28 protein-coding genes are annotated in these 25,602 nt (G+C 46.4%); 16 read left to right on the top strand and 12 right to left on the bottom strand.

Annotated features, from left to right (window positions below):
* Positions 1–42: 42 nt before the first annotated feature.
* Both AB432_RS19725 and AB432_RS19720 read right to left on the bottom strand, forming a co-directional pair.
* Complete coding sequence (locus AB432_RS19725) at positions 43–516, bottom strand: NUDIX domain-containing protein (protein ID WP_048033731.1); 474 nt, start codon at positions 514–516, stop codon at positions 43–45.
* 14 nt (positions 517–530) lie between these two features.
* Entirely contained in the window at positions 531–1,460 is a 930-nt protein-coding gene (locus AB432_RS19720) for an NAD(P)/FAD-dependent oxidoreductase (protein ID WP_048033730.1), read from the bottom strand.
* A 236-nt stretch (positions 1,461–1,696) separates the two neighbouring features.
* On the opposite strand from AB432_RS19720, the gene AB432_RS19715 reads away from it, so the two are divergent.
* The 3 genes from AB432_RS19715 (at position 1,697) to ppsA (ending at position 6,566) form a co-directional block, all read left to right on the top strand.
* A complete protein-coding gene (locus AB432_RS19715; RefSeq protein ID WP_048033729.1) occupies positions 1,697–3,058 on the top strand; it encodes an LCP family protein in 1,362 nt (453 codons plus the stop codon).
* Positions 3,059–3,142: 84 nt separating this feature from the next.
* Entirely contained in the window at positions 3,143–3,739 is a 597-nt protein-coding gene (locus tag AB432_RS19710) for an Hsp20/alpha crystallin family protein (protein WP_048033728.1), read from the top strand.
* A 211-nt stretch (positions 3,740–3,950) separates the two neighbouring features.
* A complete protein-coding gene (gene ppsA, locus AB432_RS19705) occupies positions 3,951–6,566 on the top strand; it encodes a phosphoenolpyruvate synthase (protein ID WP_048033727.1) in 2,616 nt (871 codons plus the stop codon).
* Positions 6,567–6,651: 85 nt separating this feature from the next.
* On the opposite strand, the gene AB432_RS19700 is transcribed toward ppsA, so the two are convergent.
* Genes AB432_RS19700 through AB432_RS19675 form a run of 6 tightly spaced genes read right to left on the bottom strand, consistent with a single transcriptional unit; the run spans position 6,652 to position 8,589 of the window.
* Entirely contained in the window at positions 6,652–6,867 is a 216-nt protein-coding gene (locus AB432_RS19700; protein ID WP_007717765.1) for a spore germination protein, read from the bottom strand.
* A gap of 3 nt (positions 6,868–6,870) precedes the next feature.
* Positions 6,871–7,263 (bottom strand): spore germination protein GerPE, encoded by a 393-nt coding sequence (locus tag AB432_RS19695; protein ID WP_048033726.1) that lies wholly within the window; start codon positions 7,261–7,263, stop codon positions 6,871–6,873.
* Positions 7,264–7,277: 14 nt separating this feature from the next.
* A complete protein-coding gene (locus tag AB432_RS30560) occupies positions 7,278–7,469 on the bottom strand; it encodes a hypothetical protein (protein ID WP_053079609.1) in 192 nt (63 codons plus the stop codon).
* Positions 7,466–8,080: a spore germination protein GerPC gene (locus AB432_RS19685; RefSeq protein WP_048033725.1), complete on the bottom strand. Its 615-nt coding sequence runs from the start codon at positions 8,078–8,080 to the stop codon at positions 7,466–7,468. The genes AB432_RS30560 and AB432_RS19685 overlap by 4 nt, the downstream gene beginning before the upstream one ends.
* A gap of 15 nt (positions 8,081–8,095) precedes the next feature.
* Positions 8,096–8,341, bottom strand: a complete 246-nt coding sequence (locus tag AB432_RS19680) for a spore germination protein GerPB (RefSeq protein ID WP_048033724.1) — start codon at positions 8,339–8,341, stop codon at positions 8,096–8,098.
* On the bottom strand, positions 8,338–8,589 hold the full coding sequence (locus tag AB432_RS19675; protein ID WP_016740748.1) for a spore germination protein: 252 nt from the start codon (positions 8,587–8,589) through the stop codon (positions 8,338–8,340). Before AB432_RS19675 ends, AB432_RS19680 begins: the two co-directional genes overlap by 4 nt.
* Positions 8,590–8,736: 147 nt before the next feature.
* On the opposite strand from AB432_RS19675, the gene AB432_RS19670 reads away from it, so the two are divergent.
* Positions 8,737–8,934: a hypothetical protein gene (locus AB432_RS19670; RefSeq protein WP_048033723.1), complete on the top strand. Its 198-nt coding sequence runs from the start codon at positions 8,737–8,739 to the stop codon at positions 8,932–8,934.
* Positions 8,935–8,943: 9 nt separating this feature from the next.
* Here AB432_RS19670 and shc read toward each other — a convergent pair whose 3' ends face one another.
* Positions 8,944–10,926, bottom strand: a complete 1,983-nt coding sequence (gene shc / locus AB432_RS19665; protein ID WP_048033722.1) for a squalene--hopene cyclase — start codon at positions 10,924–10,926, stop codon at positions 8,944–8,946.
* Here shc and AB432_RS19660 point away from each other — a divergent pair.
* On the top strand, positions 10,899–12,041 hold the full coding sequence (locus tag AB432_RS19660) for a DUF2515 domain-containing protein (protein ID WP_048033721.1): 1,143 nt from the start codon (positions 10,899–10,901) through the stop codon (positions 12,039–12,041). The genes shc and AB432_RS19660 overlap by 28 nt on opposite strands.
* A gap of 438 nt (positions 12,042–12,479) precedes the next feature.
* Here AB432_RS19660 and AB432_RS19655 read toward each other — a convergent pair whose 3' ends face one another.
* Positions 12,480–13,334, bottom strand: coding sequence for an AraC family transcriptional regulator (locus AB432_RS19655; protein WP_048033720.1), 855 nt, complete (start codon positions 13,332–13,334; stop codon positions 12,480–12,482).
* Between the two features lie 237 nt (positions 13,335–13,571).
* Between AB432_RS19655 and AB432_RS19650 the strand changes: the two genes are divergently transcribed.
* The 4 genes from AB432_RS19650 to AB432_RS19635 are packed head-to-tail and all read left to right on the top strand — an operon-like array spanning position 13,572 to position 16,909.
* A complete protein-coding gene (locus AB432_RS19650; RefSeq protein WP_048033719.1) occupies positions 13,572–14,846 on the top strand; it encodes a phytoene desaturase family protein in 1,275 nt (424 codons plus the stop codon).
* Between the two features lie 27 nt (positions 14,847–14,873).
* Positions 14,874–15,761 carry an RNA polymerase sigma-70 factor gene (locus AB432_RS19645; RefSeq protein ID WP_048033718.1) on the top strand — a complete coding sequence of 296 codons (888 nt, stop codon included), beginning with the start codon at positions 14,874–14,876 and terminating at the stop codon, positions 15,759–15,761.
* Positions 15,758–16,480, top strand: coding sequence for a VOC family protein (locus AB432_RS19640; protein ID WP_048033717.1), 723 nt, complete (start codon positions 15,758–15,760; stop codon positions 16,478–16,480). Before AB432_RS19645 ends, AB432_RS19640 begins: the two co-directional genes overlap by 4 nt.
* Before the next feature lie 15 nt (positions 16,481–16,495).
* A complete protein-coding gene (locus AB432_RS19635; protein ID WP_048033716.1) occupies positions 16,496–16,909 on the top strand; it encodes a DUF6220 domain-containing protein in 414 nt (137 codons plus the stop codon).
* A 475-nt stretch (positions 16,910–17,384) separates the two neighbouring features.
* On the opposite strand, the gene AB432_RS19630 is transcribed toward AB432_RS19635, so the two are convergent.
* Both AB432_RS19630 and AB432_RS19625 read right to left on the bottom strand, forming a co-directional pair.
* Positions 17,385–17,783 (bottom strand): hypothetical protein, encoded by a 399-nt coding sequence (locus AB432_RS19630; protein WP_048033715.1) that lies wholly within the window; start codon positions 17,781–17,783, stop codon positions 17,385–17,387.
* Between the two features lie 34 nt (positions 17,784–17,817).
* Positions 17,818–18,324, bottom strand: a complete 507-nt coding sequence (locus AB432_RS19625) for a DUF2269 family protein (RefSeq protein ID WP_048033714.1) — start codon at positions 18,322–18,324, stop codon at positions 17,818–17,820.
* A 186-nt stretch (positions 18,325–18,510) separates the two neighbouring features.
* On the opposite strand from AB432_RS19625, the gene AB432_RS19620 reads away from it, so the two are divergent.
* The 7 genes from AB432_RS19620 to AB432_RS19590 all read left to right on the top strand — a co-directional run bounded on the left by AB432_RS19620 (position 18,511) and on the right by AB432_RS19590 (position 25,568).
* Positions 18,511–19,197, top strand: coding sequence for a response regulator (locus AB432_RS19620; RefSeq protein ID WP_048033713.1), 687 nt, complete (start codon positions 18,511–18,513; stop codon positions 19,195–19,197).
* Positions 19,194–20,522, top strand: a complete 1,329-nt coding sequence (locus AB432_RS19615) for a sensor histidine kinase (protein ID WP_048033712.1) — start codon at positions 19,194–19,196, stop codon at positions 20,520–20,522. Before AB432_RS19620 ends, AB432_RS19615 begins: the two co-directional genes overlap by 4 nt.
* A gap of 190 nt (positions 20,523–20,712) precedes the next feature.
* Positions 20,713–22,971, top strand: a complete 2,259-nt coding sequence (locus AB432_RS19610) for a type IA DNA topoisomerase (protein WP_048033711.1) — start codon at positions 20,713–20,715, stop codon at positions 22,969–22,971.
* Positions 22,972–23,090: 119 nt separating this feature from the next.
* Positions 23,091–23,756 carry a PspA/IM30 family protein gene (locus AB432_RS19605; RefSeq protein ID WP_048033710.1) on the top strand — a complete coding sequence of 222 codons (666 nt, stop codon included), beginning with the start codon at positions 23,091–23,093 and terminating at the stop codon, positions 23,754–23,756.
* Positions 23,757–23,822: 66 nt separating this feature from the next.
* Positions 23,823–24,227 carry a DUF350 domain-containing protein gene (locus AB432_RS19600; protein ID WP_048033709.1) on the top strand — a complete coding sequence of 135 codons (405 nt, stop codon included), beginning with the start codon at positions 23,823–23,825 and terminating at the stop codon, positions 24,225–24,227.
* 25 nt (positions 24,228–24,252) lie between these two features.
* The gene (locus tag AB432_RS19595; RefSeq protein ID WP_048033708.1) at positions 24,253–24,759 is read left to right on the top strand and encodes a DUF4178 domain-containing protein; all 507 of its coding nucleotides are present in this window, start codon (positions 24,253–24,255) and stop codon (positions 24,757–24,759) included.
* A gap of 17 nt (positions 24,760–24,776) precedes the next feature.
* Positions 24,777–25,568 carry a DUF4247 domain-containing protein gene (locus AB432_RS19590; RefSeq protein WP_048033707.1) on the top strand — a complete coding sequence of 264 codons (792 nt, stop codon included), beginning with the start codon at positions 24,777–24,779 and terminating at the stop codon, positions 25,566–25,568.
* Positions 25,569–25,602: the final 34 nt, after the last annotated feature.

Below are 25,602 nucleotides of genomic sequence, written 5' to 3'. Positions count from 1 at the left end.
TACAATATCGGAGAGCGACAGAGACGAGCCTGTTTATGATGGTTAGGACTTCGCAAAGGGATGACGTAAAGCTCGTTCAAGTGCGAGCGGGTACACATCATCTTGGAGAATGCGGCTAAATTCCTGCTTGCCTTTTAGATTTCGCGGAATATCCGCAAACACAATGGTGGCAAGCACGTCTGAGCCGCTTGGCTGGTTTGTATAATACGCTACCTTTGCGATATAAATATCTTTTCGCATCGAGTCGTCGATGGTGTACTGTCCGATGCGCTCAATCCCTTCCAGAATGGCGCCGGTTTCTTCATAGACCTCACGAACTGCTGCCGCCAGGCTGTTTTCACCCGCTTCTACTTTTCCCCCTGGTAGCTCCACGCCGCGTGTACGATGGCGAGTAAATAACAGCTTCCCTTGATAAAAAGCGAAGATCAGCACGTGACCTGCTTGGTGGTTACGATACTCTTCGGAGGAAAAGGTTAGCTTGACAGGTAAGCCAAAATCGTCGTAAAAAGCGTACATGCAAAGCTCTCCTTCTACAGGCTCATTGATCTGTTATTTTGGATTTGCAAGGAAATATGCTTGACCGCCTTCATCGCTTGACCAGTTGCCAGTGACAAACTCGCATAAGCGGCTCCGTTGCTCACATCTCCGACTGCGTAAATCCATGGAGAGTTGACGCGTTGATACGAATCCGTTTGCAAATAGTCATCGCCAAACGTGTCCAAGCCCTCGAGACCCGCTGTGTTTCCATGAACACCAATTCGCGGCAGAATCCAATCGACTACGATCGTCTCTGGATTATCTGCGCGCGTAGAGATGAGTGTCAGAACCGTCCGTGCCTCTTCGTCCTGATAGTCACTTACTTGTGTTTCCCACAGGACTTGGATGTTGGGGAGGCCTGTGATTTTCTTTTGCCATTCGGGACGAGCACGCCACTCATTGCTCCGAACCAACAGATAGACTTGTCGGGCATGAAAGCTCAAATTTGCTGCACTCTCTAATGCACGATCTCCTCCGCCAATCACGGCGATGTCTTGCCCGGCGATGGTGTGCGCTTGGGCAGTTGTAGAAAACCAAGGCGACAGGACGTTCGAACAATCAGCGAGGGCCGGTATTTCATTCCAGCCGACTCCTGTGGCGATGAGTAGATAGTCGACACGATAAACGGATTTCGAAGTGATTACCTGTTTCGTCTCCCGATCAATGGAAAGAATGGCTTCGTTCAATCGTATGTTTGGCTGCTGGATGAAAGGATGTGCAATCAGTACCTTTACAAGGGCAGCTCCCTGGTCATATACAAGGGGCGGAAAGTCGGTAATCTCGTTGTAAATGTGATGCAGTTGGCCGCCGAGTCGATCCGTTTTTTCGATAAGAAGACAAGAAAGACCTAATCGTTGGCACCATATTGCTGCGGACAACCCTGCGATGCCGCCACCTACGATCAGCACCTGTATGTGTTCCACTCTCAAGTCCCTCCGATTCCCTTATTCATCTATCTGATTTTCCTCATTTTTAGACTACCTGTTTCGATTCGCAAGTGCAAGAACTCAGAGGGAAAACCGCTCGAGTTGAATCGGCAGGATTCTACATTTTGACGGCATTTTGTGGTAAAATGGGACGAAAGTTTTCCAGAATATATTGAAAATGAAAAGCCCAAAGCACTATGGACCCTGTGATTTAAAAAAGGAGTGAACCGAACGTGCAAGCCAAGAATGACAAGCCTCAAGCTCCTGCAAAACAGCCGCGTAAACGGATCAAGCGTGGCCAGCGAAGCAAGCGGATGTATCTGCTCTTGGCGGGTTGCTTGTTCCTCTGTTTGTTGGCTGTAGGAGCAGGCTTCGCCCTCAACCAGTTTAACAAGACACTGGACATCGTAACGGAAGACCCTTACAAGCTGCCGGATCAACCTGTAGTAGAAAAGCCGTACGAACAAAAGAAATCAATCGCCTTTGTCATCGTCGGGGTGGATACGCGCAAAAACATCGGCATGTTGAACACGGATGTTCTCGTCGTCGCAGTCGCCAATCCGGTTACGCAAAAGCTGAGCATGGTATCGTTGCCTCGTGATACCCGCGTTCAAATCCCAGGCTATCCTGGCTACCACAAGGTCAATGAAGTATTTGCATTAGGGGAAAATATCAGGAAAGATGCGGAAATCAAAGGAAAGCCTGTTACAGAAAATGGCATGACGATGCTCAAAAAAACATTGAATCACATGCTGGGAATCTCGGTTGAGCATTACGTGCAGCTTGACTTTGAGGGCTTCACAGCGGTCATTGACAAGCTGGGCGGGATTACGGTTGACGTAGATCGCGATCTCGTATATGAATTGCCGAAGCAAGGGGTATACCGTAATTTGAAAAAAGGGAAACAAGTATTGAACGGAGAGCAGGCACTCGGCTTCGTCCGTCATCGCATCGACAGACGTGGAGACGCTTACAACTCGAGCGACTTCGATCGCAACCGTAGACAGCAGCAGGTGATTCGTGCCGTGGCAGAAAAGAGCATGTCGATGGATGGATTAACGAGTTTGACAGCTGTGCTGGATACCGTTGGTAAGCATATCAAAACCGATCTCTCGACAGACCAAATTAAAGGATTGGCACTCGATTTTGCCAGCTTTTCGTCAAGCAACATGGTTACTTTGGATAATGGGGCGATCTGGAGCTCTCCTTATTCCTTGTGGCCGAGGGAGAACATGCAAGCTGTTCGAACTGCCCTGCAAACAGAAGTGGGTGTAGCTGGATCGAGCGAACAGCTCAGTGATGCAGCCGTAGCAGAAGTAGCCAAGGTCGAAATGAAAGCGGAGAAGAGAACGTCAGCTCCCAATCCCAAGCCCACGACAGGTACAAAAGAGCAGCCAAAAACACAAAAACCAGCCACACCACCACCAAATACGGCTCCAGAACCAACACAGGAGCCTGTAACATCGCCGAGTGTACCAGATGGAAATGTCGGCCAATCCCATCCTGAGCCAACGGACAGCAACATGCCACCACCAGATATTTTGGCTCCGCCTGCACCAGCGACAGATAGTGCTGATGTAGGGCAAACTGGATGATCATGAGCACACCCCCCAGGCAAAAGCACATATTCTATTGTACATAGACAGTCTTGCCTTTGCTGGGAAGGGAGTGCGGAAGTGATGAAAAACCTGCAAGAGACCATGAAACAGTTGCAAAAAGCATCCGAAAGTTTGTCCAAGCTCGGCTTTGACCCAGATCATCCATGGAAAGCATTGAGCCAGATGGGACAAATGCTGGATACGAATTTTTGGGAGAATATTGCGACGCTCAACAAGCAAGCAGCACAAAAGACGGCCACCGCCGCCGCGCCAAATGTACCACCCGTGAAAAAGGGGAAAAAAAAGACGAAGGAAAAATCGATGCGTTTCGGGCAGGTAGACGATTCGCATTTTTCCCCCGTCTCGGATATCTTCCAATCAGAGCAAATGGTCATTGTTTCCTGTGAACTGCCGGGCTTCGATCGCGATAGTTTGGAGATTACTCTCTCCGACCAACGGTTGCTGGAGATCAAAGGGATCATCAAAGAAAGTGAGCACCAGGGGCTTCGTACGCAAGGGGAACGAAGCTACGGCCCCTTTTATCGCAAGCTGGCTCTACCGGTTTCTGTTCGTTCAAAAGGGATGAGGGCCCAGTATCAGGATGGGGTGTTAGAAATCTATTTGATGCGTGATGGAGCTGCGAACGAACGAAAAACAACATTTAAAGCGAGCTTGTAAAAGCAGGGTGGTACTGGAAAAATCAAAAAAGAACCTGAGTATTTCTACCAGGTTCTTTTTTATTGCACATAAACAGACACGATGATATAATCAAATCACGACTGTTTTATTTATGTAGTCATAAATATCGCATCTTACACTTTAATCGTATCATGCTGGCGAACTCTTGTCAAATGTTTTTTCTCAATTTAATGGTTAGGAGAGATATTGAATGAGTTCATTGGTTCTCGGTTTTCAGGAAATGGATAAAACGCAGCTTTTGCTCGTTGGCGGAAAAGGGTTACATTTGGGGGAATTGTCAAAAATTCAAGGAATACAAGTGCCGGAAGGATTTTGTGTGACAACAGTAGGTTATCAAAAAGCCATCGAACAAAACGAAGCGTATCATGCTTTGTTGGCGCAACTAACGATGCTAAACGTACAAGATCGAGATCAAATTGGTGAAATCTGCAGGAAGATTCGACAAATCATTATGGAAGTAGAAATTCCTTCCGATGTTGTGAAAGCCGTTACGCATTATCTCTCCCAATTCGGAGAGGAGCATGCTTATGCAGTGCGTTCTAGTGCCACTGCTGAAGATTTACCACATGCCTCTTTCGCAGGACAACAAGACACCTATTTAAATATCATCGGCAAAGAAGCCATTTTGCAGCACATCAGCAAATGTTGGGCTTCCCTATTTACGGATCGTGCGGTAATCTACCGGATGCAAAATGGATTTGACCACAGTCACGTTTATTTATCGGTTATCGTTCAAAAAATGGTTTTCTCACAGGCTTCCGGGATTTTATTTACCGCTGATCCCATTACATCTAATCGGAAGTTGCTATCCATCGACGCCAGTTATGGACTTGGAGAGGCACTGGTTTCAGGCCTGGTATCTGCTGATTGTTATAAAGTACAGGAAGGGGAAATCGTCGATAAGAGGATAGCAACCAAAAGTTTGGCTATCTATGGACGAAAAGAAGGCGGAACAGAGACACAGCAGATTGATCCTGATCAGCAAAAGACCCAAACACTTACTGAACAACAAATTTTACAACTGGCACGCATTGGAAGACAGATCGAAGCTTATTTTGGTTGCCCACAAGATATCGAATGGTGTTTGGTTGATGACACTTTTTATATTGTCCAGAGTCGTCCAATTACGACTTTATACCCCATCCCTGAAGCGAATGATCCAGATAATCACGTCTATGTATCTGTTGGCCATCAACAAATGATGACTGACCCCATGAAACCATTGGGACTGTCTTTTTTCCTGTTAACGACTCCTGCACCTATGCGCAAAGCGGGTGGAAGGTTGTTTGTTGATGTTACAAATATGCTCGCTTCACCTGACAGCAGACAACTCATATTAGATACTTTGGGACAATCCGATCCGCTTATAAAAGACGCGCTTATGACCGTAATAGAGCGAGGAGATTTTATACAATTGTTACCAAACGATAAAAAAGAGCAGAGTCCCGGTCAAAGCAATCCAGGTATGTCGGCTTTGGGTTTTCAAGAACAATTCGAAAACGATCCGACAATTGTTTCTGATTTGATTAAGCGCATGCAAATATCGATCGAAGAGTTGAAGCATAACATCCAAACGAAATCAGGACCGGATTTGTTTGATTTTATTCGAGAAGACATCCAGCAATTAAAGAAGATTTTATTTGATCCACAAAACATCGGTGTAATAACGGCTGCTATGAATGCTTCAAAATGGATCAACGAAAAAATGAATGAGTGGTTGGGGGAAAAAAACGTAGCAGACACGCTTTCTCAATCTGTGCCAAACAATATTACTTCGGAAATGGGGCTGGCGCTAATGGATGTTGCAGATGTCGTTCGTCCTTATCCAGAAGTAATTGATTTTTTACAGCATGTAAAAGAAGATAACTTTTTGGATGAACTGGTTCAGCTTGAAGGTGGCCAGGAAACGAAAGACGCAATCTATGCTTATCTCACGAAATACGGAATGAGATGTGCCGGAGAAATCGATCTTACGAGAACTCGTTGGAGTGAAAAGCCAATGACACTTGTCCCGATGATTCTAGGTAACATCAAAAACTTTGAGCCGAATGCTGGCAATCGGAAATTTGAGCATGGGCGACAGGAAGCCTTGGAAAAAGAACAAGAGTTAGTAGAGCGATTGAAGCAATTACCGGATGGTGAACAAAAAGCAAAAGAAACAAAACAAATGATCGACCTCATCCGGAATTTCATCGGGTTTAGGGAATATCCAAAATACGGCATGGTGAATCGCTACTTCGCTTATAAGCAGGCTTTACTAAAAGAAGCCGAACGACTCGTACAAGATCGCGTTATTCATGACAAAGAAGATATATACTATCTCACTTTTGAAGAACTTCACGAGGTCGTACGCACAAACAAATTGGATGATGAGATCATCAGCAAGCGAAAAGACGATTACAAGTTTTTTGAAAAATTGACTCCCCCACGTGTAATCACGTCAGATGGTGAAATCATTGCAGGTGAGTACAAAAGAGAAAATCTGCCTGCCAATGCGATTGTAAGTCTACCTGTTTCTTCCGGAGTTATAGAGGGGCGAGCACGAGTCATCTTAAACATGGAAGATGCTGATCTTGAAGAGGGAGATATATTAGTCACCTCCTTTACGGACCCTGGCTGGACACCGTTGTTTGTATCCATAAAAGGTCTGGTCACCGAAGTGGGTGGACTGATGACCCATGGGGCAGTTATCGCGCGTGAATATGGCTTGCCAGCAGTTGTCGGTGTGGAAAATGCTACCACTCTGATAAAAGACGGGCAACGAATTCGCGTGAATGGAACAGAGGGGTATATTGAAATATTGTAGTCAGGGGGCCTCGTGCCTCCTTTTTTGTTTCGTTTTCAGCCAAAATAAAAACAGTGTCAATGGAAAGACATTAACACTGCCGGGATTAGATGTTCCCAAACATCGGTTGATCGACGACATTGGGGTCCAGTGTATTCGTTGCGTTGACACCATTGAGCGTGTTGACGACGTTACCTGTGTTGCCGCCTCCTGAACCGGAGAATGTCTTGGCGGCTGTTTTTGGCGATATGTTGAGCGTATCTCCGAAGTTAACTGTACCCGAATTATTATTGATATTGACAGCTCCAATGACAGAAGGCACAGCTTACCCCCTCCCTCCAGTTTTTGGCTCTTCTCGGAAAATGTGACGAATATTTACGACTCGTGTTTCGAGTTTTATGGATTCGTTCGAACCAACATGGACAACGGAGGATCCTGCTAAGAAAGGGACTTCCACTTTTCGGATGAAAATGTACGGGCAGTCGTGGAACGTATCGATGCAAATCGGATCTGAGAGACTAGGGGGAGTTAAAGGAACGGAAAAGGCCGAGTAATTCTCAAACATAAATTCATTTTCATAGAAGATGGCCTGCTCGCGTTGGACAGCTAATATGTTTGCGACAGCATCAATCTGCCGCGAATCACCTATTTGCAGAACAGATGAGGTATCGACCGAGAGAACATCCAGCTTACGGACATGACTGGTCCTTCGGTACATGGTGACAACCCTCCTTATGAAGCAGGCAGCGCAGTATCAATCGGGATCGTGGCTCCGACAATCATTTTTTCGGGTGGCGTTTCATAAATCGCTCTGAGGTCTACTGTCTGTGTGTCCCCAATAAACAAGGAAGCGGCAGAAGTGAGAGCACTGACAGAGACCTTCTTTACACAAATGGCTTCGTTAATCACTTGATACCTCATCATGGTTCGTTCACCTCACGAGGCAAATTTTTCACGAATGTTTCGCAGGTCTTGTTGATATCCCGTTTCACTTTTTGGACCGTATTTTGCACGAAAGCATCGAGCTGCTCTGGTTCTAGTTCATCGGTAGGGAGCTCGCTCAGGTAATACCTAATCCGTTGATCGATCTGCTTTTTAATGTCATCCAAGATAAAGGCACGATAATTGTTATCCAGTGGATAGTTGCACTCTGTTTCGATTCTTTCAAGAACGAGGTAGGCATCTTGCTCTAAGTATTGATAAATTTCTTTCTGGACACGGTCAAAAAGTGGGGCATTGCTTTGGTGCGGATTAGGGACATCCATCGATTGATTGATGGAAAAATCACCGATTCCTGCATCATTTCCTTTCGGGTTTAAACCGATATTGAGAGTCCCTTCCAGTCGCTCAACTTTTAGCAGGTCGAATTTGTACTCGTTTTTGATGACGGAAGGAATCTGTTTTTCCTTGAGATCATTTACATCTTGCTGAAGCTGTTCAATCATTTGCTTCAATTTCTCGATCTTATCGTTTTGCAATTGTATATAGTCATGTAACTGTTGAATATACTGCATCATTTCGGGATCCATGTACATGACGACCATCCTTCTTCATCTAAGAGTGCCAGAGCGAACAGGTGAAGGCTGAACCAATGGAATGAGGGGCACGAATTCTTCCGCACCGGTTGAGGGTAGAGGTCCCACCTGTGGTGCTGGCTCTGTGAATCCGCCGGTGTTGTACAGCTTGGAAACGGGCTTGATAATCCCTGCGCTTCCTATTTGGCACACCGAAGAGTTGCTTATGCCTTCGATCTTGAGTGAATTGATGACGATATGTTGCGTCACAAAAAAATTCATGCGAAATCTCGTCCCTTTGCCCTGAAATCGTTCGTTTCTTCTACAAAAAGCGGAATATCATTATCGGATTGTTCATTGACGTAGACGACGCTACGTGGAATTTTAAAGGACAGATTGGTACCAGAATTGAATGATCCTCCACCCGCGAAGGTTTTGGCATAAGTGGTAGGTGCGATTTTACGGACGTCTCCGACATTGAAAACGCCGCCCACGTTGTTTACATTGATGACTCCAACGAATGCTGGCATGTTCGGCACATCCTTTTGGGAGAGATCCTCTCTGTATTGTATGTCGTAGGCCAGTGGGTGTTCATACCTGTTTTTGCGACCGAACTCATGTGAGCAGCATACGATGTATAGATAGGCGCGAGTTTTAGGAAAAGGAGAAAAAGTTCCATGAATATGAAGGTGACGAATAAAAAAATAGACGTCGGTGATTTCAGCTTTGGTGGCGTAAATAAGTCGTCGATTGTGCTGATTGGGGACACCGATGTCCTGTCTTGCTACTCTATATTTGATACGCCGCCACACGCCGTGATTTATTCCCCCCAGGTCCCTCTCCAGCCGTTAGACCTTGGTTTGCGAAGAGGGTAGAGGTGTTTTTTACGTGTTCGCGTATTTCGTCTGGTAGTGGCTGAGAGCCAGCAACGGCCAAATCCAACGATAGCTGTGATAAGCAAAGTAAGTGCCGCCAGGACGTCCCCCGCCAGTCGGGTAGCGAGTTGTCCAGTCATTTGCTTGATTGTGAGTGAGCAAATAGCGAATCCCTCGTTGAAGCTCTGGTGTCGGGTTTGATGATACGGCTATTAATGCATCGGTTGCCCATGCTGTCTGCGAGGGAGTACTTGCTCCGAGGGGGACGTACGTTTTTTTCTGATCGCTTTGGCAAGATTCTCCCCAGCCGCCGTCGGGATTTTGGTTGGCAACCAGCCACGCAACCGCTTTTTGAATGGCGGGATCCGTAGGGGAAAAGCCAATCGCCATCAGTCCGGTAATCGCAGCCCATGTACCATATAGGTAAGCAATTCCCCAACGTCCATACCAGGAGCCGTCGGACTCTTGATGTTTGAGAAGCCAGCGGACTCCTTTTTCTACATGGGGGTCAGTCAATGTTCGGTCGGCATAGTTTCCAAAAAATTCCAAAGTCCTCCCTGTCAAATCGGCAGAGGAGGGATCTGTACTGACGGTATCGGCTCCTTCGATCGGCAGGTGGCGAATGAAATCAGCATCAGTATTTCGTTCAAAAGCAGGCCAGCCCCCATCGTCGTTTTGCATGGATAATAGCCATTCGAGACCGCGATTCCAAGCGGCTGCTGTTGTGATATCCGTACGGGCAAGATGGCGCAGAGAGCGCAGAGCAGCCGTCGTATCATCAATATCCGGGTTCATGGTGTTATAGTCAGAAAAGCCCCAACCGCCAGGCTTTCCATTTGGATTGCGAATTTTCCAGTCACCGTACGTATGCTGCTGCTTTTGGAGCAGGTAACGATTTGCTTTTTGAATCGCGGGATGTGTGGTAGAAAGTCCGCTTTTTTGCAGAGAAGAAGCCAAGAGTGCCGTGTCCCAGACGGCTGAGGTAGCTAACTGCAAATGTGCGCCGTTTTCATAATCGTAGACACTATTCGTAAGGCCCTGCATCGCTTTTTGGATGAGAGGGTCTTTCGGAGAATAACCGCGAGCAAGTAACGCAAAAATCATGAATAAGGTGGAGGTCGAATAATTGTACAGAGTACCGTCCGGCTCGATTCGCGCAAGGATGTATTGTTCCAGGCGCCGTAGGGCGAGCTTGTGCAGTTGCCCGGGTAAAAAGGGGAGACGCTGTAAGGAATCGTGAATGGTGGCGAGGAACGCTTGCCCCTCTTGGAGGAAATTCTCTAAGAATCGATGTGGATATAGCCCGCGAGTGATAGGTGTATCTGCATACAGATCGGACAAGTCTGGCGCATCGTCAGGCTTTTTTACATATTTGCGATCAGCCACAATCATCATGGGGGCAAGATGGACTCGTGCGTACCCGACAAAATCATAAAAGCTGACAGGGAAGCTCGGGGGCAATAGAGCAATCTCGACGGGAACGAGAAAATGCGGTGGCCACTGGTATTGGCCGGTCAAGGCTGTAGAGAATTTGGTCAGCATGTTCGCTTGTGTCAGCCCACCCTTTTCCAAAATAAACGAGCGAGCCAGAGCCATTCTCGGTTCGTCCTTCGTGTATTTGCCTGATAGCAGAAGGGCGTAATACGAATCAATCGTCGTAGATAGATGGCCTTCATGCTCGTCAGGGTACAGCTTCCATGCCCCATTATCGTGTTGGAGAGACGTGATGTGAGCAGTGAGCTTCTCCATCAAACGCTCATCATGAATACCCAGCGTGCGCAATAGGATGATCATGTGAGAATCTGTCATTGGTGAGCTTTCCAGACAAAAGCGCCAAGTGCCATCCTCTTGTTGGCGCTGTAACAAAAAGGCTTGAATGCGGTTAATTTCTTGCTGGACTTCACGCAACTCATTCACCTCCCGATAAAATACGTCGCCTGAGGAAGAGAGGGGGAAGAGCATCGGTGGGTTTCTCGTGGTACCAATACGCATCTCGCTTGCCGCTTGCCAAAAATCTGGGGAAAGTCCGTACGGCGACAGCAGCACCATTGCCAGCACAAGATCAAAAGACGGTAGAGCAGATTAGGCAGGAGACGCTCGCCCACAACCGTGACAACATAGACAGAACGCGCGCCTATTTGTCGTTTTATCAAAAGCATCCACAAATTCATTGGGCGCTATTGGCCCATCTCGTATCGCGTAATGCGGGATGGAGTATGACCGATTTGCGGGGAGAATTATTGCCTCGCTTGCTACGAACAAAAGAGCAGCAGGATTATTTTTCGTTTTTGGAGCGGGGAAACTGGCTGATTTTTCACGATGCGTACCCTCAATTGTTACTGTATGAAGAGAGTGTGAGGCGACAGACCAACCTTTTTTATATACTTCCTCATCTGGGCGTCTCTACTTTCATGCAGGCGATCTGGAATCATTTCTGGAAGACCACCGACAAAGAGCTGCTCACCATTGGCTTGATTATCAATGAACAAAACTACTTGGAAGAACAGGTCATGAAAGAACCGGCCTATCAAAATTCAGTTGTCCGCACAATCCCGTTTGCCCTACAGGAGCTTTTGCAACTGAATATGATCTTGTTTCCCCATCGGACAGTGGCTGATGAACAGGGAAGCTCCTTGCAGCTCGCGGGTGAGCGAGTGTTTCATTTTGCCTCTTTATTAGAGAGAATCAGCTTGGGAAAAAGGCTGTACAGTCTGCTATTCGGGGGCCAGAAAAGGCAGGAGGCAGCGTACACTTGGGCATTGGAACAGCCACACACAGGTTCGCGAAAAGATTATTGGCCCCATCTCTTTCACGATGTGAATAATACAGATCCTGGCAAGCCTTATCAGGTAAAACTAATGAACTGTCAGCTACGCTCAGAGGCAAAACGGATGTTTTCCCCAACGCTGCGTCAAGTTTGGAGACCTGTGCACCATGATCCGCCAAAGGAGTTAGATTGGTATAAAAGCAAGAGTGACGTATGGCGTGTGCTGACTCAAGCAGAGGAGACAGCAAATGTAGCAGAGATGAGTGAAGCGTACTGCCAGGTATTGACAAAAATCGAGTGGGCTGTCGCAGCCAGAACGAGAATACTTAAAACGTTATGATCATGGCAGAAGATGATAGGTAGATTTGCTTAGAGAGTTTTAGAAGGAGCGATTATGATTTGAAGACACTCATTATTGCGGAAAAGCCTGACATGGGACGAAATATTGCCGCCGCAATAGATCCTAAAGATTAAAAAAGTTAACGTGAGTTTGATTGAACTCGATAAAACCGGTGAGTATACAGCGAGTCTAGATGATTTGGGGGTCGACTAGCTATTAGTATTCTTATGTAGATTCTCATACCGTGTTATAAACCTTAAATATCATTATGCTATTCTACCCGTTAGCGTAGAAAAGGCAGCCCATCGTTAAGGCTGCCTTTATGTTTGGATTTTTGAACTTTCTAACCCTATTATTACTTCTCCCTCGTGGTAAAACTCAATTACAAACTTGTAAAAACCACCGCCATGCAATCTGGATCGGTGGTCTCTGCTTCAATTATTTAACGGCAAGCCAGATTTCATTCGTGGAATTCGGACTATTGAGATCGGGACTAATATAAGCCTCTATAGCCGGAAGTTCAGCAAGCATATATCCGTTAGAAGGGATCCATTCCAAATAGATCTGTTTCCAAGTATTTACAATTGAGGTCGGAAATTCCCCCTGCACCTCAAAAACTACCCATTTCGATGGAGGGAAATCAAAATACGCGAAACCTTCCGGCACATCTCCGACATGTTCAGCAGCAATCCAGTAATCAGTCGTGCTTATCTCTTCTTTATAGATGCTCATCCCCAATAAACCTTTTATCTCACCGTTGAGCATTTGAATCAACTGGTTGGCCGTTCCGTTTATATTCACTTCAGCCCAAAATTCTGGAATACCCGGACCTTCCGCCTTCTCGCCGCAAGGAAATATCCGTTTTACGCCTACTACCTGGAAAGCCTCTCTTTCAACAATGCGGTAGTTCATGGGTTCTGCTCCTTTCAAACTCACCTGAATCGTCAGGCGGTTATAAGATTGCAGCTTTCCGATCCCTTTTCGAGCTTCACTTGGAGTAATGCCATGCTGTTTACGGAAAGCTTTTGAAAAAGCTTCGGGAGTTTCATAGCCGTACTTATAGGCAAGGTCGATAATTTTACATACCGTGCTGGTTAACTCTTGTGCCGCTAACGTTAAACGGCGTCGCCGGAGGTAATCACCGACAGTTAAATCTGTCAATATCATAAAGGTGCGTTGAAAATGAAAAGGAGATAGATTCGCCTGTTTGGAAATCACTTTAATCGTCAGTTGCTCTAGCAAATGTTCTTCCATGTAATCGATTGCCTTCTGCAATGATTCGACCAATGCCATAAGGTTCAACTCCCAATTTAAATGATACTGACTCTAGGAACCCAAATCCTGTCTTCTTATGCTCTGTGATGACAGTACTTTTTTGCACAAAATGTTAGTTTCCGACTGTTGACCTGTCAATAGTTATCTCCACTTTCCACCTTACCACTATTTGTAATACGGTTCTTCCCACTTTGTCACATCTTCGACCTCCTTCCTGTCTTGTTTAATGACAGCACATGAAGGAGGTTTCTTCGAATGGTTGCAAAGTATGATGTGGCCGTTGTTGGTGGAGGTATTGCCGGACTGACCGCAGCTCTTTATTTAGCAAGAGGAAGAAAACGCGTCGTAGTTTTGGAAAGTCAGAATCAGATGGGGGGAAGGGCAATCACGAACAAGAAGGACGGAATACGCTTCAATTTGGGTTCGCATGCACTCTATGCCGGGGATGCGTACGACATTTTCCGGGAATTAAACTTAAATCCGGATATTTTTCGAAAAGTCGACGAGTTCACCCCGTACGGAATTTGGAAAGAGCAGGTGCACCCTTTTCCGGCTGCGGTCAGTTCGCTGCTTAAGACTCCCTTGTTAACGGTGGCGGACAAATACAGGTTCGGAGCCATCCTCTTGAAGATCCTCAAACTTGACACGGCCACGATTCCACACATGAGTCTGCGCGACTGGATGGAGGAGCACGTGGGAAGCCCGATGGTACGTCATCTTCTGTACGTACTGGCCCGAGGAGGAACATACGTGCAAGCTCCGGATTTACAAGTGGCGGGACCCTTGTTCAGACAGATGCAACGTTCCATCACGGGAGTGTATTATTTGAAGAAAGGCTGGGGATCCCTGATCGAGGAAATGTGTTCGGAAGCACGTCGGCTGGGCGTGGTAGTGGCTACAGGTAGGAAAGTCAACATCGTTGAGCATGATGTCGGACGGGTGCAACGAGTTCGCTGCGAGAATGGCGAAACGATTGAGGTTCCCTACGTGATCCTGACGACATCGCCGCAGATAGCGAGCAGGCTGGTTCCATCTGTCGAACTGACTTCGTTGCAGACGTGGGAGCAGCAGGCCATTCCGATCACGGCCGCTTGTTTGGATATTGGGCTCCGTCGACTTCCTGTACCACAGCATCAATTCGTCTACGGCATCGATCAACCGGTCCTTATGATCAACCAATCACGAATCAAAGGGCTAGAGCTCAGCGAGAACGATGACGTTCAAGTGTTTCAATTGATCAAGTTCCAAGTGCAAGGAAGCGATGCGCAAGGAGACCGCAGACAACTTGAGCAAGCAATGGATCTCGTTCATCCCGGTTGGAGACGAGAAGTGGTGGCGGAGCAGTATTTGCCCAAGATGACGGTCGTTCATGACTTTCCACATATGAAGCGGGTCGAGAATCCGGGTCCTGCCGTCCCTCAGATCAAGGGCTTGTACGTGGCTGGAGATTGGGTGTCACACGGTGAATATTTGGCAGGCGGGGCGGCAGCAAGCGCGAAGCGAGCTTCCCTCCATATTCTCGCTCACTAATCGGACGATTTCGGAAAGGAGGTCTGTATGGACACGGAACAACTATATCAAACCTATCGGATGTTATTGTTCTCACTGGCGTATCGAATGTTGGGAAGCGTCATGGATGCGGAAGACATCGTACAGGATGCTTTCCTGGCGTTGAGTCAATTGCCTATGGACGCAAATATCCGGAACGAAAAGGCATACTTGTGCAAAATCGTAACGAACCGTTGCCTGAACCTGTTGCAATCGTCCGCGAAACAACGGGAAGTTTACGTGGGGACCTGGTTGCCGGAGCCACTCGTGCATCTTGAAGGCGTAAGCTTGGACCCTTCTGAAATTTATCAACAAAGGGAAACGATCTCAACGGCCTATTTGATGCTTTTGCAACAGCTAAGCGCGGTCGAGCGGGCAGTGTTTCTCCTGCGGGAAATGTTTCAATATCCGTACGATGAAATTGCCAACATGGTGGGGAAAAGCAGCTTCAATTGCAGGCAAATTTTCCATCGGGCCAAGAAAGGTATCCGCCATGAACCGCCGGACTTAGCAACGAGCACCGTTACGGAGACGCAAGTGCGGCAATTCATCCAAAGCGTGATCGCGGGCGATGCAAACAGCCTGTTGCAGTTGCTGTCTCCTGACGCCGTCCATTATACAGATGGAGGTGGCAAGGCGCCGGCTGCACAGCGGCCCGTCGTCGGAGTGTCACGAGTCATTCCGTTTTATATGCAATGGATGGATTGGTTCGGGCGTCCTGACAGCCACTATTCCTATATAATCACGACGGTGAACGGAAGCCCGGGAATCGTAATGATGATCGGCGGACGTATTGCTTACGTTTACTCGTTCGAGGCTTCGGACAATAGGATTCATTCCATCTATGCAGTTGCAAATCCTGACAAACTCAAGTATCTGGAGGAGGCTGTAAGATGAGAATCATCGAATTGGAACTGAAAACTACCCGGTTAGCTGAAATGAAGGTGTTCTACACAGAAAGACTTGGATTTGTTTTAGCAGATATAACGGAACATTCAATCACGATCGTTACCGGGGGAACGCGATTGACTTTCGTTCACGAGGAGGAGGGAAGCTTACCGCCGTCCTACCATTTGGCAATGAATATCCCCGAGAACCAAATTCGCGAAGCGAAAAGTTGGCTTCTGGCCAAAGGCTGTCAGGTGCTTTCCGCTGCGCCCCTTCCCTTCGCAGGAATCCAGGCAAACGAAGATATCGCTTATTTCGAAGGAACGGATGCGCATGCCTTCTATTTCGAAGATCCTTCGGGGAATCTGGTGGAGCTCATCGCTCGGCATCGAATGGACAATGCCTCAACAGAGCCTTTTGATCACGAATCCATTCTGAATGTCAGCGAGATCGGCTTTCCGCTTCGCGGCAGCGTATCGGAGGCAATTCAGCGCCTAGATTCTCGATTTGACGTCATGCCTTATAACGGGGACGGAAAGACGTTTCAGATGCTCGGTGACGAGCACGGAATGTTCATCCTTGGGGATATGGCCATCGGGTGGTATCCTTCGATGAAGATTCCGGAAGTTCACCCTATTCGAATGACGATTCTCGATCCTAAAGAAGGGGAGTTTCAATTGGATCCGTACCCCTACTTCATTCGCGCTGTTTCCGAAAGGCCAGTCTAAGGGAGGAATGAAACGATGGAAGTACGCAAAATGGCCGCAACAAGCTCTTCGCTGCCGGCAGCCGCTCAATACGCACGGTTAGGTTTTAGAATATTGAACGTGCTTTTTTCGATCTGCGTCGCGGTACAGGTGTTCTTGGCTGGACTCGCGCTGTTCGTAGATTCGACTCAATGGAGGATGCACGGTAATTTCGCCATGTACTTCGCGCCTATCCCCGTATTGTTGTTTATATTGTCTTTTCCGGCCATACTGCCCAAGGGCATAAAAATTCAGAATTTGGTACTGATCGGCCTAACCCTTTTGATCTTCGCGACGGCTGTCTTCTCGGAAAAAATCGGATTCGCGGCAGCGGCACATCCCGTCATCTCGCTAGGCTTGTTCTGGAACTCGATGTTGATTATGAGGGAAATGACGAAAACGAAAGAATAGATGAGCGGAGACAGCGTTTGTAATCAAGTAAACATGATTGTCAAGCAAATTTATAGGCCACCCTGTAAGGGATGGCCTATAAATATTTACGGTCACCACGCCTTAGTTAAATATGACGATAGCATGTAAAGGTCTAGCTCCGATGAGCCTTGGGATGGTAAACACCAGTGCACTTGTGGAGCTTGCATGCAGTAGAGTATGGCAGAACGCAATAGCTGAGGCAATTCCTTGGTTCCCGCATGCCCAAATACTGGGCTGAAGGTCTTTAACCCAGCTTTATCCAGCCCTCTCGTTTTTTCAAAAAGGCACTTATCACTTTTTTTCCATTGATTTCATTTTTTGAATAAAAGAACCTCCCAAGGCTAATTTCTATTAGCGTCATTATGTTTGGAAGGGATTAATCCGTATTAAATTCGTTTGAAGTTTGTTGCTCCCTCCCTTTCAACATCACGTTACAAACATAAGCCGGTTTTATCTAGCACCTCTGTACACGGCCTGTGGCTTTAGCAATTCCTCCTATAACAAAGCCCCAAATCGCATTGGTGATGAAAACACTGACAATTGCAAGTGGATTAGTCAAAGGGCCTTGCAAATTCCCCAGGAGAATGGGCGATAAGATACCGCTTAAAATAATTACGAATAAGGCATAACTCATACCAGAAAAAACAAGAACGGTGATTGGATTGGGGACTTTTCTCTTTACGACGATGACAAGCCAAGCCAATGAGATAAGGATCGTCATCAAAATAGCGCCAAATTGCTGACCGATTATGTTCATGAACCCGATCATTTTCATGAGTGGCCGAATAAGCGCCAAAGCACCTAGACCAAGAATGAGAAGAAAGTTGTCTTTTAGAACTTTCGATAATGCCATATAAAATCAATTCCTTTCCGTTGGATTCGAGCAGCTATTTCTTTTTGGTTTTTCCGAATGGTTTGAAATAAGTAAGAAAGACCATCAGCACTAAACATAACAAGTTGAAGCTTGCCGTGATGATGATGGACAACCATGTATTTTGAAAATCCGGATTTTGCAAGGTTGAAAAGCCCATCTTTTCTACCATTTCGGCAAGTGAAGCTGTCCAATCGTTTAGAAAGAAAATGCCGATCAATATCGTCATAATCGTCAAGACAAGTTTCACCATGACCCAGTAGTGCTTGACAAGCCCCCATTGGGTCCACACAGATAACATGATGCCGGTAAGCAAGCTCAACAATGCAGGATACTTAAGCAAATTTTCATCAATTACCTCCATGTTCACCAATGTATAAGCAAGCTGTTCACCATTAGCGGCATTTTGTAAATAAAAACCAAACAGCATCATCCCCAATGTTCCGCCGATCCAGGAAGCAACTGCAATAACGTGTATCGCCACTAGAAAGCTTTTTTTCTTTTGACTAAGCCTATATGCCATCGTAATCACCCTCTATCAAATATAAGTGCCAAATGCTCTTGAGCGAGCAGCTTAGCTCCCGTTAACCGTAACAAAAAAATGTTGTGAACTTATGACGATCCGTTGCGGCTTTCATGACATTTATGACGCGTTATATTCTATAGGATATACTAACGAAAGAGAGGCTTTGGAAAGGCAGGGAGATTGATGGACCAAACCATTCTACTGGTGGATGATGAGGAAAAGGTCCTTGAGTTTATGCGTTCATTTCTCCAGAGTGAAGGATTCAAGGTTGTTACGGCTCGAACAGGAACGGAGGCATTGGCTAAAGCGAAAGAAACAAATCCGGTTGTGGTCGTGCTTGATTGGATGATGCCCGGTATGAGCGGGCTGGATGTCTGTCGTGAACTGAGGAAGAAGAGCCGGGTCGGCATTATTATGGTGACCGCAAAGGCAGACGAGATGGATAAGGTAGTCGGCCTCGAGGTCGGTGCCGATGATTACCTGACAAAACCCTTTTCATTGCGAGAATTATTGGCGCGCATTCGTTCGGTGATGCGCAGGATAGATGGCAGCCCCTCGTTCGAGGAACATTTGGTAAGAGGCGACCTAACCATTTCCCGTTCGCAGTATCAGGTTTGGAAGCGTGGAGTTGAAATCAGTTTGACGCCTACGGAATTCAAGCTCTTATTGACGCTGGCCGACAAGCCTGGTATTGTCTACAGCCGTCTTCAGCTTTTAAAGGCTGCATTGGAAGACGATCTATTTAACGAGGAGCGAACAGTGGATGCCCATATTAGCCGATTGCGAAAAAAAATAGAGGACGATATTTCGAATCCAAGATACATTCAAACCGTATACGGATTCGGATATCGATTTGGGGACCAGCCATGAAGTTTCACTGGAAAATTTTCCTGACAATGACTTCTACGGTCGTGGGGATTAGCATCATATTTATTACCCTTACTCATCTTATTGTGAAGAACGCGATTGACGCGGGCATAAATGAAACAAGGGGAAAAGAAGTTGGATTACTTACAAACAAATTATCGAACTATTATCTAGACAACAAGTATTCATGGGATAAGCTTCAACAGTTCAATCTTTTACAAGATATTCACCAGGAAAATCCGAGCATCATTGTCATGGACAGTAATCAAAACGTCATTTGTTATCTGGGAGACTCACCTGAAACGTTAATAACTCACCTGGGTATTCATAAAGAAATCATGATCAATGAGCAAATCGTCGGTCAATTTTTTTATTATGATCCAGAAGTTGCAAACTTAAATAAAATCATGATTGGCATACCAATATCCGTCGTGATCATCTTACTTGTTAGCGGTGCGTTGCTCATACTCATCTCTCTTATTATCACCTACCAATTATCACGCTGGTTGGCCTCTCCGCTGCGAGCGCTACTTCCCGTGATTGAGCAGTTAGGAAAAGGAGAATTTGGCGTTCAAACCAATGTAAACACGCACGATGAATACGGCAAAATTGCGAATGCAATCAATGTGATGTCAACAAAACTAGAGCAAGCTGAAAAGGCACGTCAAAATCTAACCGCGGACGTCGCACATGAACTTAGGACTCCCCTTACCATTATTGGAGGGAAGCTGGATTCACTGCAACAGCAGGGGAAAATGATACCGCCCGAGACATTGTTGCCGCTACAGGACGAGCTCATTCGGCTAAACCAATTAGTAGAAGATCTGCGAACATTGTCATTAGCAGAAGCAGGAGAATTGCCATTAAAAAAAGAGCCTACTAATATGGCAGACCTAGCAAAAAAACTCCTCGCAGCTATGGAGCAAATCGCGGAAGAAAAAGGTATTTCTATTCAACTAGATGTATTGACCAATCAGACAACCATATCCGCGGATGCCAATCGAATCAAACAGGTTTTGGTGAATTTGCTTACCAATGCAATCCGATTTACGCCGAGCCCAGGAGCCATCTATCTCCGGCTTTTTAATGAGAATGATCAATATTTGACAGTCATTGTTCAGGATACCGGTATCGGTATTTCCCCTGAGCACCTGCCACACTTGTTTGACCGTTTTTACCGCGTCGATGAAGCGCGTTCAAGGGTCAGCGGTGGGACAGGGTTAGGTCTTGCCATTGCAAAACAATATGTACTTTCTCACAATGGAATCCTTGAAGTACAAAGTAATCTGAATCAAGGAAGTCGGTTTATTATTCGTCTCCCGTATTGATCATGCAACGCCTGCCGTTTCTAGTACAAGCTATTACTTGCAGTCAGTCTTTATTTTTATAGGATATAATTATATTTTCACAGATAAAAAATATATGGTCGAGTACTAATTAATATTTTGATAGGGTTTTCAAAGAAGCATGTATTCGATACATTTGCTTTGAGAGTTTTTTTAAAGGAGCGATAAACAGGTGAAGACACTCATTATTGCGGAAAAGCCTGACATGGGACGAAATATTGCCGCCGCAATAGATCCTAAAGCGAAAAATCACCGCACCTATTTAGAAGGTGAAAAATACATCATTACGTGGGCAATCGGGCACTTAATTGAACTGGCGGAACCGGAGGCGTACGACCAAAAATATAAAAAGTGGAACATCAATGATCTTCCTATCATTCCCGATCCATTTAAGCTGGTGCCCAATCGGAAAACATTCGATCAGCTAAAAATGATCGGGCAGTTGGCCAAACGAAGTAATCTGCTGATTAATGCATGCGATGCCGGGCGGGAAGGTCAACACATCTTTTCGCTCATTCAGCGACATCTAAAATTGAGCCACCCCGTTAAAAGACTGTGGATCTCAGACTTGACACCTGAAACGATCAGGAAAGGATTTGCGGAGATGAAGGATGCCGCAGCCTATGAAAACTTAACAAGAGCAGCAAAAGCGCGTAGTGAAGCTGATTGGCTAATCGGGATGAATGGCTCACGTGCATTTACAACCAAACATAACGTGCTCCTTTCTGTAGGAAGAGTACAGACACCCGTCCTTGCTCTCATTTATGATCGACAGAAACAAATAGAGGCTTTCTCATCGGTTACGTTTTATCAAGTGGAAGGGCATTTTTCACAGGGGGAGAGGACGTACAAAGGTCTTTGGCAAGGGGATCGCTTAACCGATCCATCCAAAGCAGAAATGTTGGCTCGAAAAGTGAAAGGAAAACAAGGGCGGATCGCATCCTATGAAGTAAAGGATACGAAGGAGTATCCTTTCAAGTTGTATGACCTGACATTGCTGCAACGTGAGGCCAATGGCAAATACGGCTTTTCCGCCAAGAAAACCTTGGATGTAGCACAGGCACTCTATGAAAAACACAAGGTGATTTCTTATCCGCGGACGAATTCCAACTATGTGACAGAGCAAAATATTCCCGAAATGCACAACACCCTGTCGTCCTTGCAAGGCACTGGATATGACGACCTGGTAAAGGGTGCAAACCGTAGTTTGGTTCATAAAGGCAACAAATTTATATGTAATCCAGCAAAAGTAGACGACCACCATGCTATCCTGCCGACAAATCGTAAGGCTTCAGGGCTTACGCCAGATGAGCAGAAATTATACGATTTGATCGTTCGCCGCTTTCTGTCACAGTTTTATCCGCCAGCTGAATATAAGATGCATACGGTCATAACCGATGTAGAAAATGAAAGGTTTAAAACGTCGGTGAAAGAACGGAAAAGTCTCGGCTGGAAGATTATTTATGCCGATCAGCAAAAGGAAAAGCCCAAGAATGGGAAAGGTGCGGCCAAAGAAGAAGAGGATAAAGAAGAGATTGAAGTGAACGAGCCTTTTATCATTCAGCCTGATGCCAGCGTAGTATGCTCGGATGCGATGGTAAAAGAGAAAGAAACACAGCCGCCCAAGCATTTTACGGAAGGAACGCTTCTAAAGGCCATGGAAAGCGCAGGCAAGCAAATCGAGGACGAGGAACTGCGTGATGCGATGAAAGAATCGGGTCTGGGAACCCCGGCAACTCGTGCCGCTACTATCGAACGACTGAAAAAGGTCGGATACGTTGAGATGCAGGGGAAAAGGGTTCAACTTACCCTAAAAGGGCGTACCGTTATCGAATTGATTAGGGGAGCAGGTATCGAACTATTAACCTCTCCTGAAATGACGGGGCATTGGGAGCGACGCTTGAATGAGATCTCCCGTGGGACCGCCTCCGACGGGCAATTTATGGAGAATGTGAAGAAATTCGCTACGATGATCGTCGAAAAGGTTCGCGTACAATCTCGTGCTGAGAAGACCTTGTTTGAGAGTGAGGGTACGACTCGGAAAGGAGCTTTGAAAACAAAAGGACGAGCTGGCGAGCGAAGTACAGGCAGATCAGGTGGCAGGAATGCCACAACAAAGACTTCAACTCGAACGGTAGCAAAGACCGCGAGTACAACTTCGAGTATCATCACCAAATGTCCACGACCGGGTTGCGGAGGCTCCATTTTCATGGGACGCAAAGGCTACGGTTGTTCGAATTACAACGTGGGCTGTAAATTCGTCATATGGAAAGAGAATTATGGACGTATGCTGACGGATACACAGATTAAAGCACTCATTGAAAAAGGCAAAACGGGTAAAATGAAGCTTGAACGTCAGGACGGGACACCATTTCAAGCAAAGCTTATCTTGAAAAGTGTAGAATCGGGCGAACTTACTTTCGAGCCATAATGTAGCAATAAAAAAATAAATTTATGAAACTTACTTGCGTAACCATCGTAAATACAGGTATAACGGAGGCGGCACATTTAGGCCGAACTACCTAGCACGTACTTAAGGAGGAATAATCCATGTCCATTTTTAAAAGACTGCGTGATTTGACCATGTCCAATTTGTACGCTTTGATTGAGAAAGCAGAAGATCCAATCAAAATGACAGACCAGTATTTGCGTGATATGCAAGAAGACTTGAATGAAGCAGAAAAAGCGGTTGCCGCCCAAATTGCTTTGGAAAAGAAATTTAAGGTGCTGTACGAAGAACAGGAAGCCTTGGTGAAAAAGCGTGATGAGCAAGCTCATATTGCAGCACAAGCTCAGAATATCGATCTGGCTCGACGAGCTCTGGAAGAAAAGAAAGCCGCCGAGCAAAAAATGAACGAATACAAGGACAGCTACGAGAAAAACAAGCTGGCAGCCGATGGATTGCGCGAGAAGCTGGCTGAAATGAAAAAACAGATAACCGAGCTGAAAAACAAGCGTGAAACATTAGTTGCCCGCGTCAATGCAGCTAAAGCGCAAAAGACGATCAATCAGGCGATGGGTAGCTTCGACACGAACTCGGCTATGTCTGGCTTGAAACGCATGGAAGAAAAAGCACTGCAAATGGAAGCAGAAGCAGAAGCAAGCGGCGAGATTTACAAAAAACAGAGCTCTTTAGATGATGAAATTGCAAAGCTGAATAAGGATCAAGCCGTTGAGGACGAACTGGCTGCTCTGATGAAAAAATATGAGGGGTAAACCGCTTCAGGCGGTTTCCCTTTTTTTCAGACCTTACACACCTTGACGAAAGTGGAGTGATTCGCTTTGACGTGGACAGAAATACTAGGGATGCTGGTTTGGACAGGAGCCGGCGGCGTTTTGCTTTTTGTTTTGATGTGGATTGATTCATTGTTTACGAAATACAAGGACATCACGGAAATCAAAAATGGAAACATCGCGGTCACGACGCGTTTTGTCATGAAGCTGTTTGCGCAAGGATATATCTTATCGCAATCTATCATTACCTCCAACCTATTGTGGACAGCGCTGCTCGTTTCTGTGCTCTCATTTATCATTCTGTTCCTTTTGGAGAGAATCGTGGAATGGCTGTTAAAGCAAGTAGCCGGACTGGACCTGGAAAAAGGGACGCAGGAAGGAAAAGTGGCACATGCCATGATGGCTGGTTCATTCCATCTCGTGGGTGCCTTGATTTTGGCTGCATGTCTGTAAGACGTGAAAGGGAAGGGAGTACAGCATGAGTTTGATGAAGCGAATCCAAAACATTTTTGCCAAGCATGAGCCTCCTGCACCGGAGAAGAGCATCCTGACGGTGGGACCGGGTGATGTGGTCGATGTATCGCTTGTTACCTATCAAGTAATCGGGAAGGCGAGCAATGCGAGTCGCAAAGCCACGATGCTTACGTTGCAGGATGGAACGACTATTCGCTACCTGTACATCGAGGAACGGGAGAAGATTGTCTATCATCTGTATAGCGTGATTGATGGACGACTGGATTCAATAGACGAAGTACCCACCACAATTGAGATGGACGACGTCACCTACCATTTGGAGGAGCAATATAATGGCTCCGTCCATACTGTGGGGAAAGCGCCCTTTCACACTTCAGGGGAGCAGTACATCTGGCAATTCCAATCGGATCAGCGCCAATTGCTGCGAATCGAGTGGCAGGATGGCCGTTTCATGCTCTATGAGGGAGAAAGTGTTCTGCCAGCGGATGTGCAGGTACTGCGCGGCACATAGAGAGGAGGGACAAGTACATGCCAAATCCATGGATGAAATCAATCAAGCTCCTGCTGATTCCGGCGTTGTTCCTCCTTACGCTAGCGGGTTGTGGCAGTCCTGCGGTTGGCGAGACATATCCGCTTGAATCTGTCTCAACCAAGGACAATGGACAGTCGTCACGCATCTATCGTGCGGAAGACAAGACTGTACCGGAAGTAGCCTTGGAGCTGGCGGAGCAGAATACGCCAGATGAAATCTCCAAAGAAGATCCGCAGCATATGTTCCTCATTTATCCGGACGAGATATACCATTTGCAGCAAGACGCTGCCAAGCCGACGGATACGTTGATCGAGGTCGATAGCAAAGAGTACGTCCGGCAAAACTACGATTCTTCGTTTTTGCAGGGATACATTGTAGCCAGCGTACTGGATGATTTGTTCGACGGGCTCAAGAAAAGTACAAAGGGTAGCTATCGTGGCTACTCTAGCAAGGATATTTACAAGCCTTCCGGAACGTATCGCGTGCCCACAATCGAGGACAAAAAAGTTGCGCCGCCGATCACCAAAGAGGGTACGGGAAGTATTTTCAAACGGAGTAATGCGAAGAACACGGATGGTACGGTAGGCTCTGACGGCAGCCTTTTCAAGAAGCAGGCGGAGTCATCTTCCAGCGGTAGTTCAGGTAAAATTATTCGTTCCTCCAGCGGACAATCGTCGAAGTCGAGTGGATCTGTCTCATCCAAACGCTCGAGCTTTTCCCCGCCGAAAAGTAAATCGCCTCCACGAACGAAGGTAGGGGGCTCTGGGCGAATTACAAAGCGCCGATAACTGTAAAAAAATAGGAGAAACGAACCACCCCCAA

The organism is Brevibacillus brevis (assembly GCF_001039275.2).
GTDB lineage: Bacteria > Bacillota > Bacilli > Brevibacillales > Brevibacillaceae > Brevibacillus > Brevibacillus brevis_C.
The sequence above is the reverse complement of the archived record's forward strand: the minus strand, read 5'-3'. Positions and strand labels throughout refer to the sequence as shown.

Bases quoted from the DNA above. Each gene is read 5' to 3' on its own strand.
- AB432_RS19725 (WP_048033731.1), bottom strand. From the start codon at position 516: ATGTACGCTTTTTACGACGATTTTGGCTTACCTGTCAAGCTAACCTTT.
- AB432_RS19710 (WP_048033728.1), top strand. From the start codon at position 3,143: ATGAAAAACCTGCAAGAGACCATGAAACAGTTGCAAAAAGCATCCGAA.
- ppsA (WP_048033727.1), top strand. From the start codon at position 3,951: ATGAGTTCATTGGTTCTCGGTTTTCAGGAAATGGATAAAACGCAGCTT.
- AB432_RS19695 (WP_048033726.1), bottom strand. From the start codon at position 7,263: ATGTACCGAAGGACCAGTCATGTCCGTAAGCTGGATGTTCTCTCGGTC.
- AB432_RS30560 (WP_053079609.1), bottom strand. From the start codon at position 7,469: ATGATGAGGTATCAAGTGATTAACGAAGCCATTTGTGTAAAGAAGGTC.
- AB432_RS19685 (WP_048033725.1), bottom strand. From the start codon at position 8,080: ATGTACATGGATCCCGAAATGATGCAGTATATTCAACAGTTACATGAC.
- AB432_RS19680 (WP_048033724.1), bottom strand. From the start codon at position 8,341: ATGAATTTTTTTGTGACGCAACATATCGTCATCAATTCACTCAAGATC.
- AB432_RS19675 (WP_016740748.1), bottom strand. From the start codon at position 8,589: ATGCCAGCATTCGTTGGAGTCATCAATGTAAACAACGTGGGCGGCGTT.
- AB432_RS19670 (WP_048033723.1), top strand. From the start codon at position 8,737: ATGAATATGAAGGTGACGAATAAAAAAATAGACGTCGGTGATTTCAGC.
- shc (WP_048033722.1), bottom strand. From the start codon at position 10,926: ATGCGTATTGGTACCACGAGAAACCCACCGATGCTCTTCCCCCTCTCT.
- AB432_RS19655 (WP_048033720.1), bottom strand. From the start codon at position 13,334: ATGGCATTGGTCGAATCATTGCAGAAGGCAATCGATTACATGGAAGAA.
- AB432_RS19650 (WP_048033719.1), top strand. From the start codon at position 13,572: ATGGTTGCAAAGTATGATGTGGCCGTTGTTGGTGGAGGTATTGCCGGA.
- AB432_RS19645 (WP_048033718.1), top strand. From the start codon at position 14,874: ATGGACACGGAACAACTATATCAAACCTATCGGATGTTATTGTTCTCA.
- AB432_RS19640 (WP_048033717.1), top strand. From the start codon at position 15,758: ATGAGAATCATCGAATTGGAACTGAAAACTACCCGGTTAGCTGAAATG.
- AB432_RS19635 (WP_048033716.1), top strand. From the start codon at position 16,496: ATGGAAGTACGCAAAATGGCCGCAACAAGCTCTTCGCTGCCGGCAGCC.
- AB432_RS19630 (WP_048033715.1), bottom strand. From the start codon at position 17,783: ATGGCATTATCGAAAGTTCTAAAAGACAACTTTCTTCTCATTCTTGGT.
- AB432_RS19625 (WP_048033714.1), bottom strand. From the start codon at position 18,324: ATGGCATATAGGCTTAGTCAAAAGAAAAAAAGCTTTCTAGTGGCGATA.
- AB432_RS19620 (WP_048033713.1), top strand. From the start codon at position 18,511: ATGGACCAAACCATTCTACTGGTGGATGATGAGGAAAAGGTCCTTGAG.
- AB432_RS19615 (WP_048033712.1), top strand. From the start codon at position 19,194: ATGAAGTTTCACTGGAAAATTTTCCTGACAATGACTTCTACGGTCGTG.
- AB432_RS19605 (WP_048033710.1), top strand. From the start codon at position 23,091: ATGTCCATTTTTAAAAGACTGCGTGATTTGACCATGTCCAATTTGTAC.
- AB432_RS19595 (WP_048033708.1), top strand. From the start codon at position 24,253: ATGAGTTTGATGAAGCGAATCCAAAACATTTTTGCCAAGCATGAGCCT.
- AB432_RS19590 (WP_048033707.1), top strand. From the start codon at position 24,777: ATGCCAAATCCATGGATGAAATCAATCAAGCTCCTGCTGATTCCGGCG.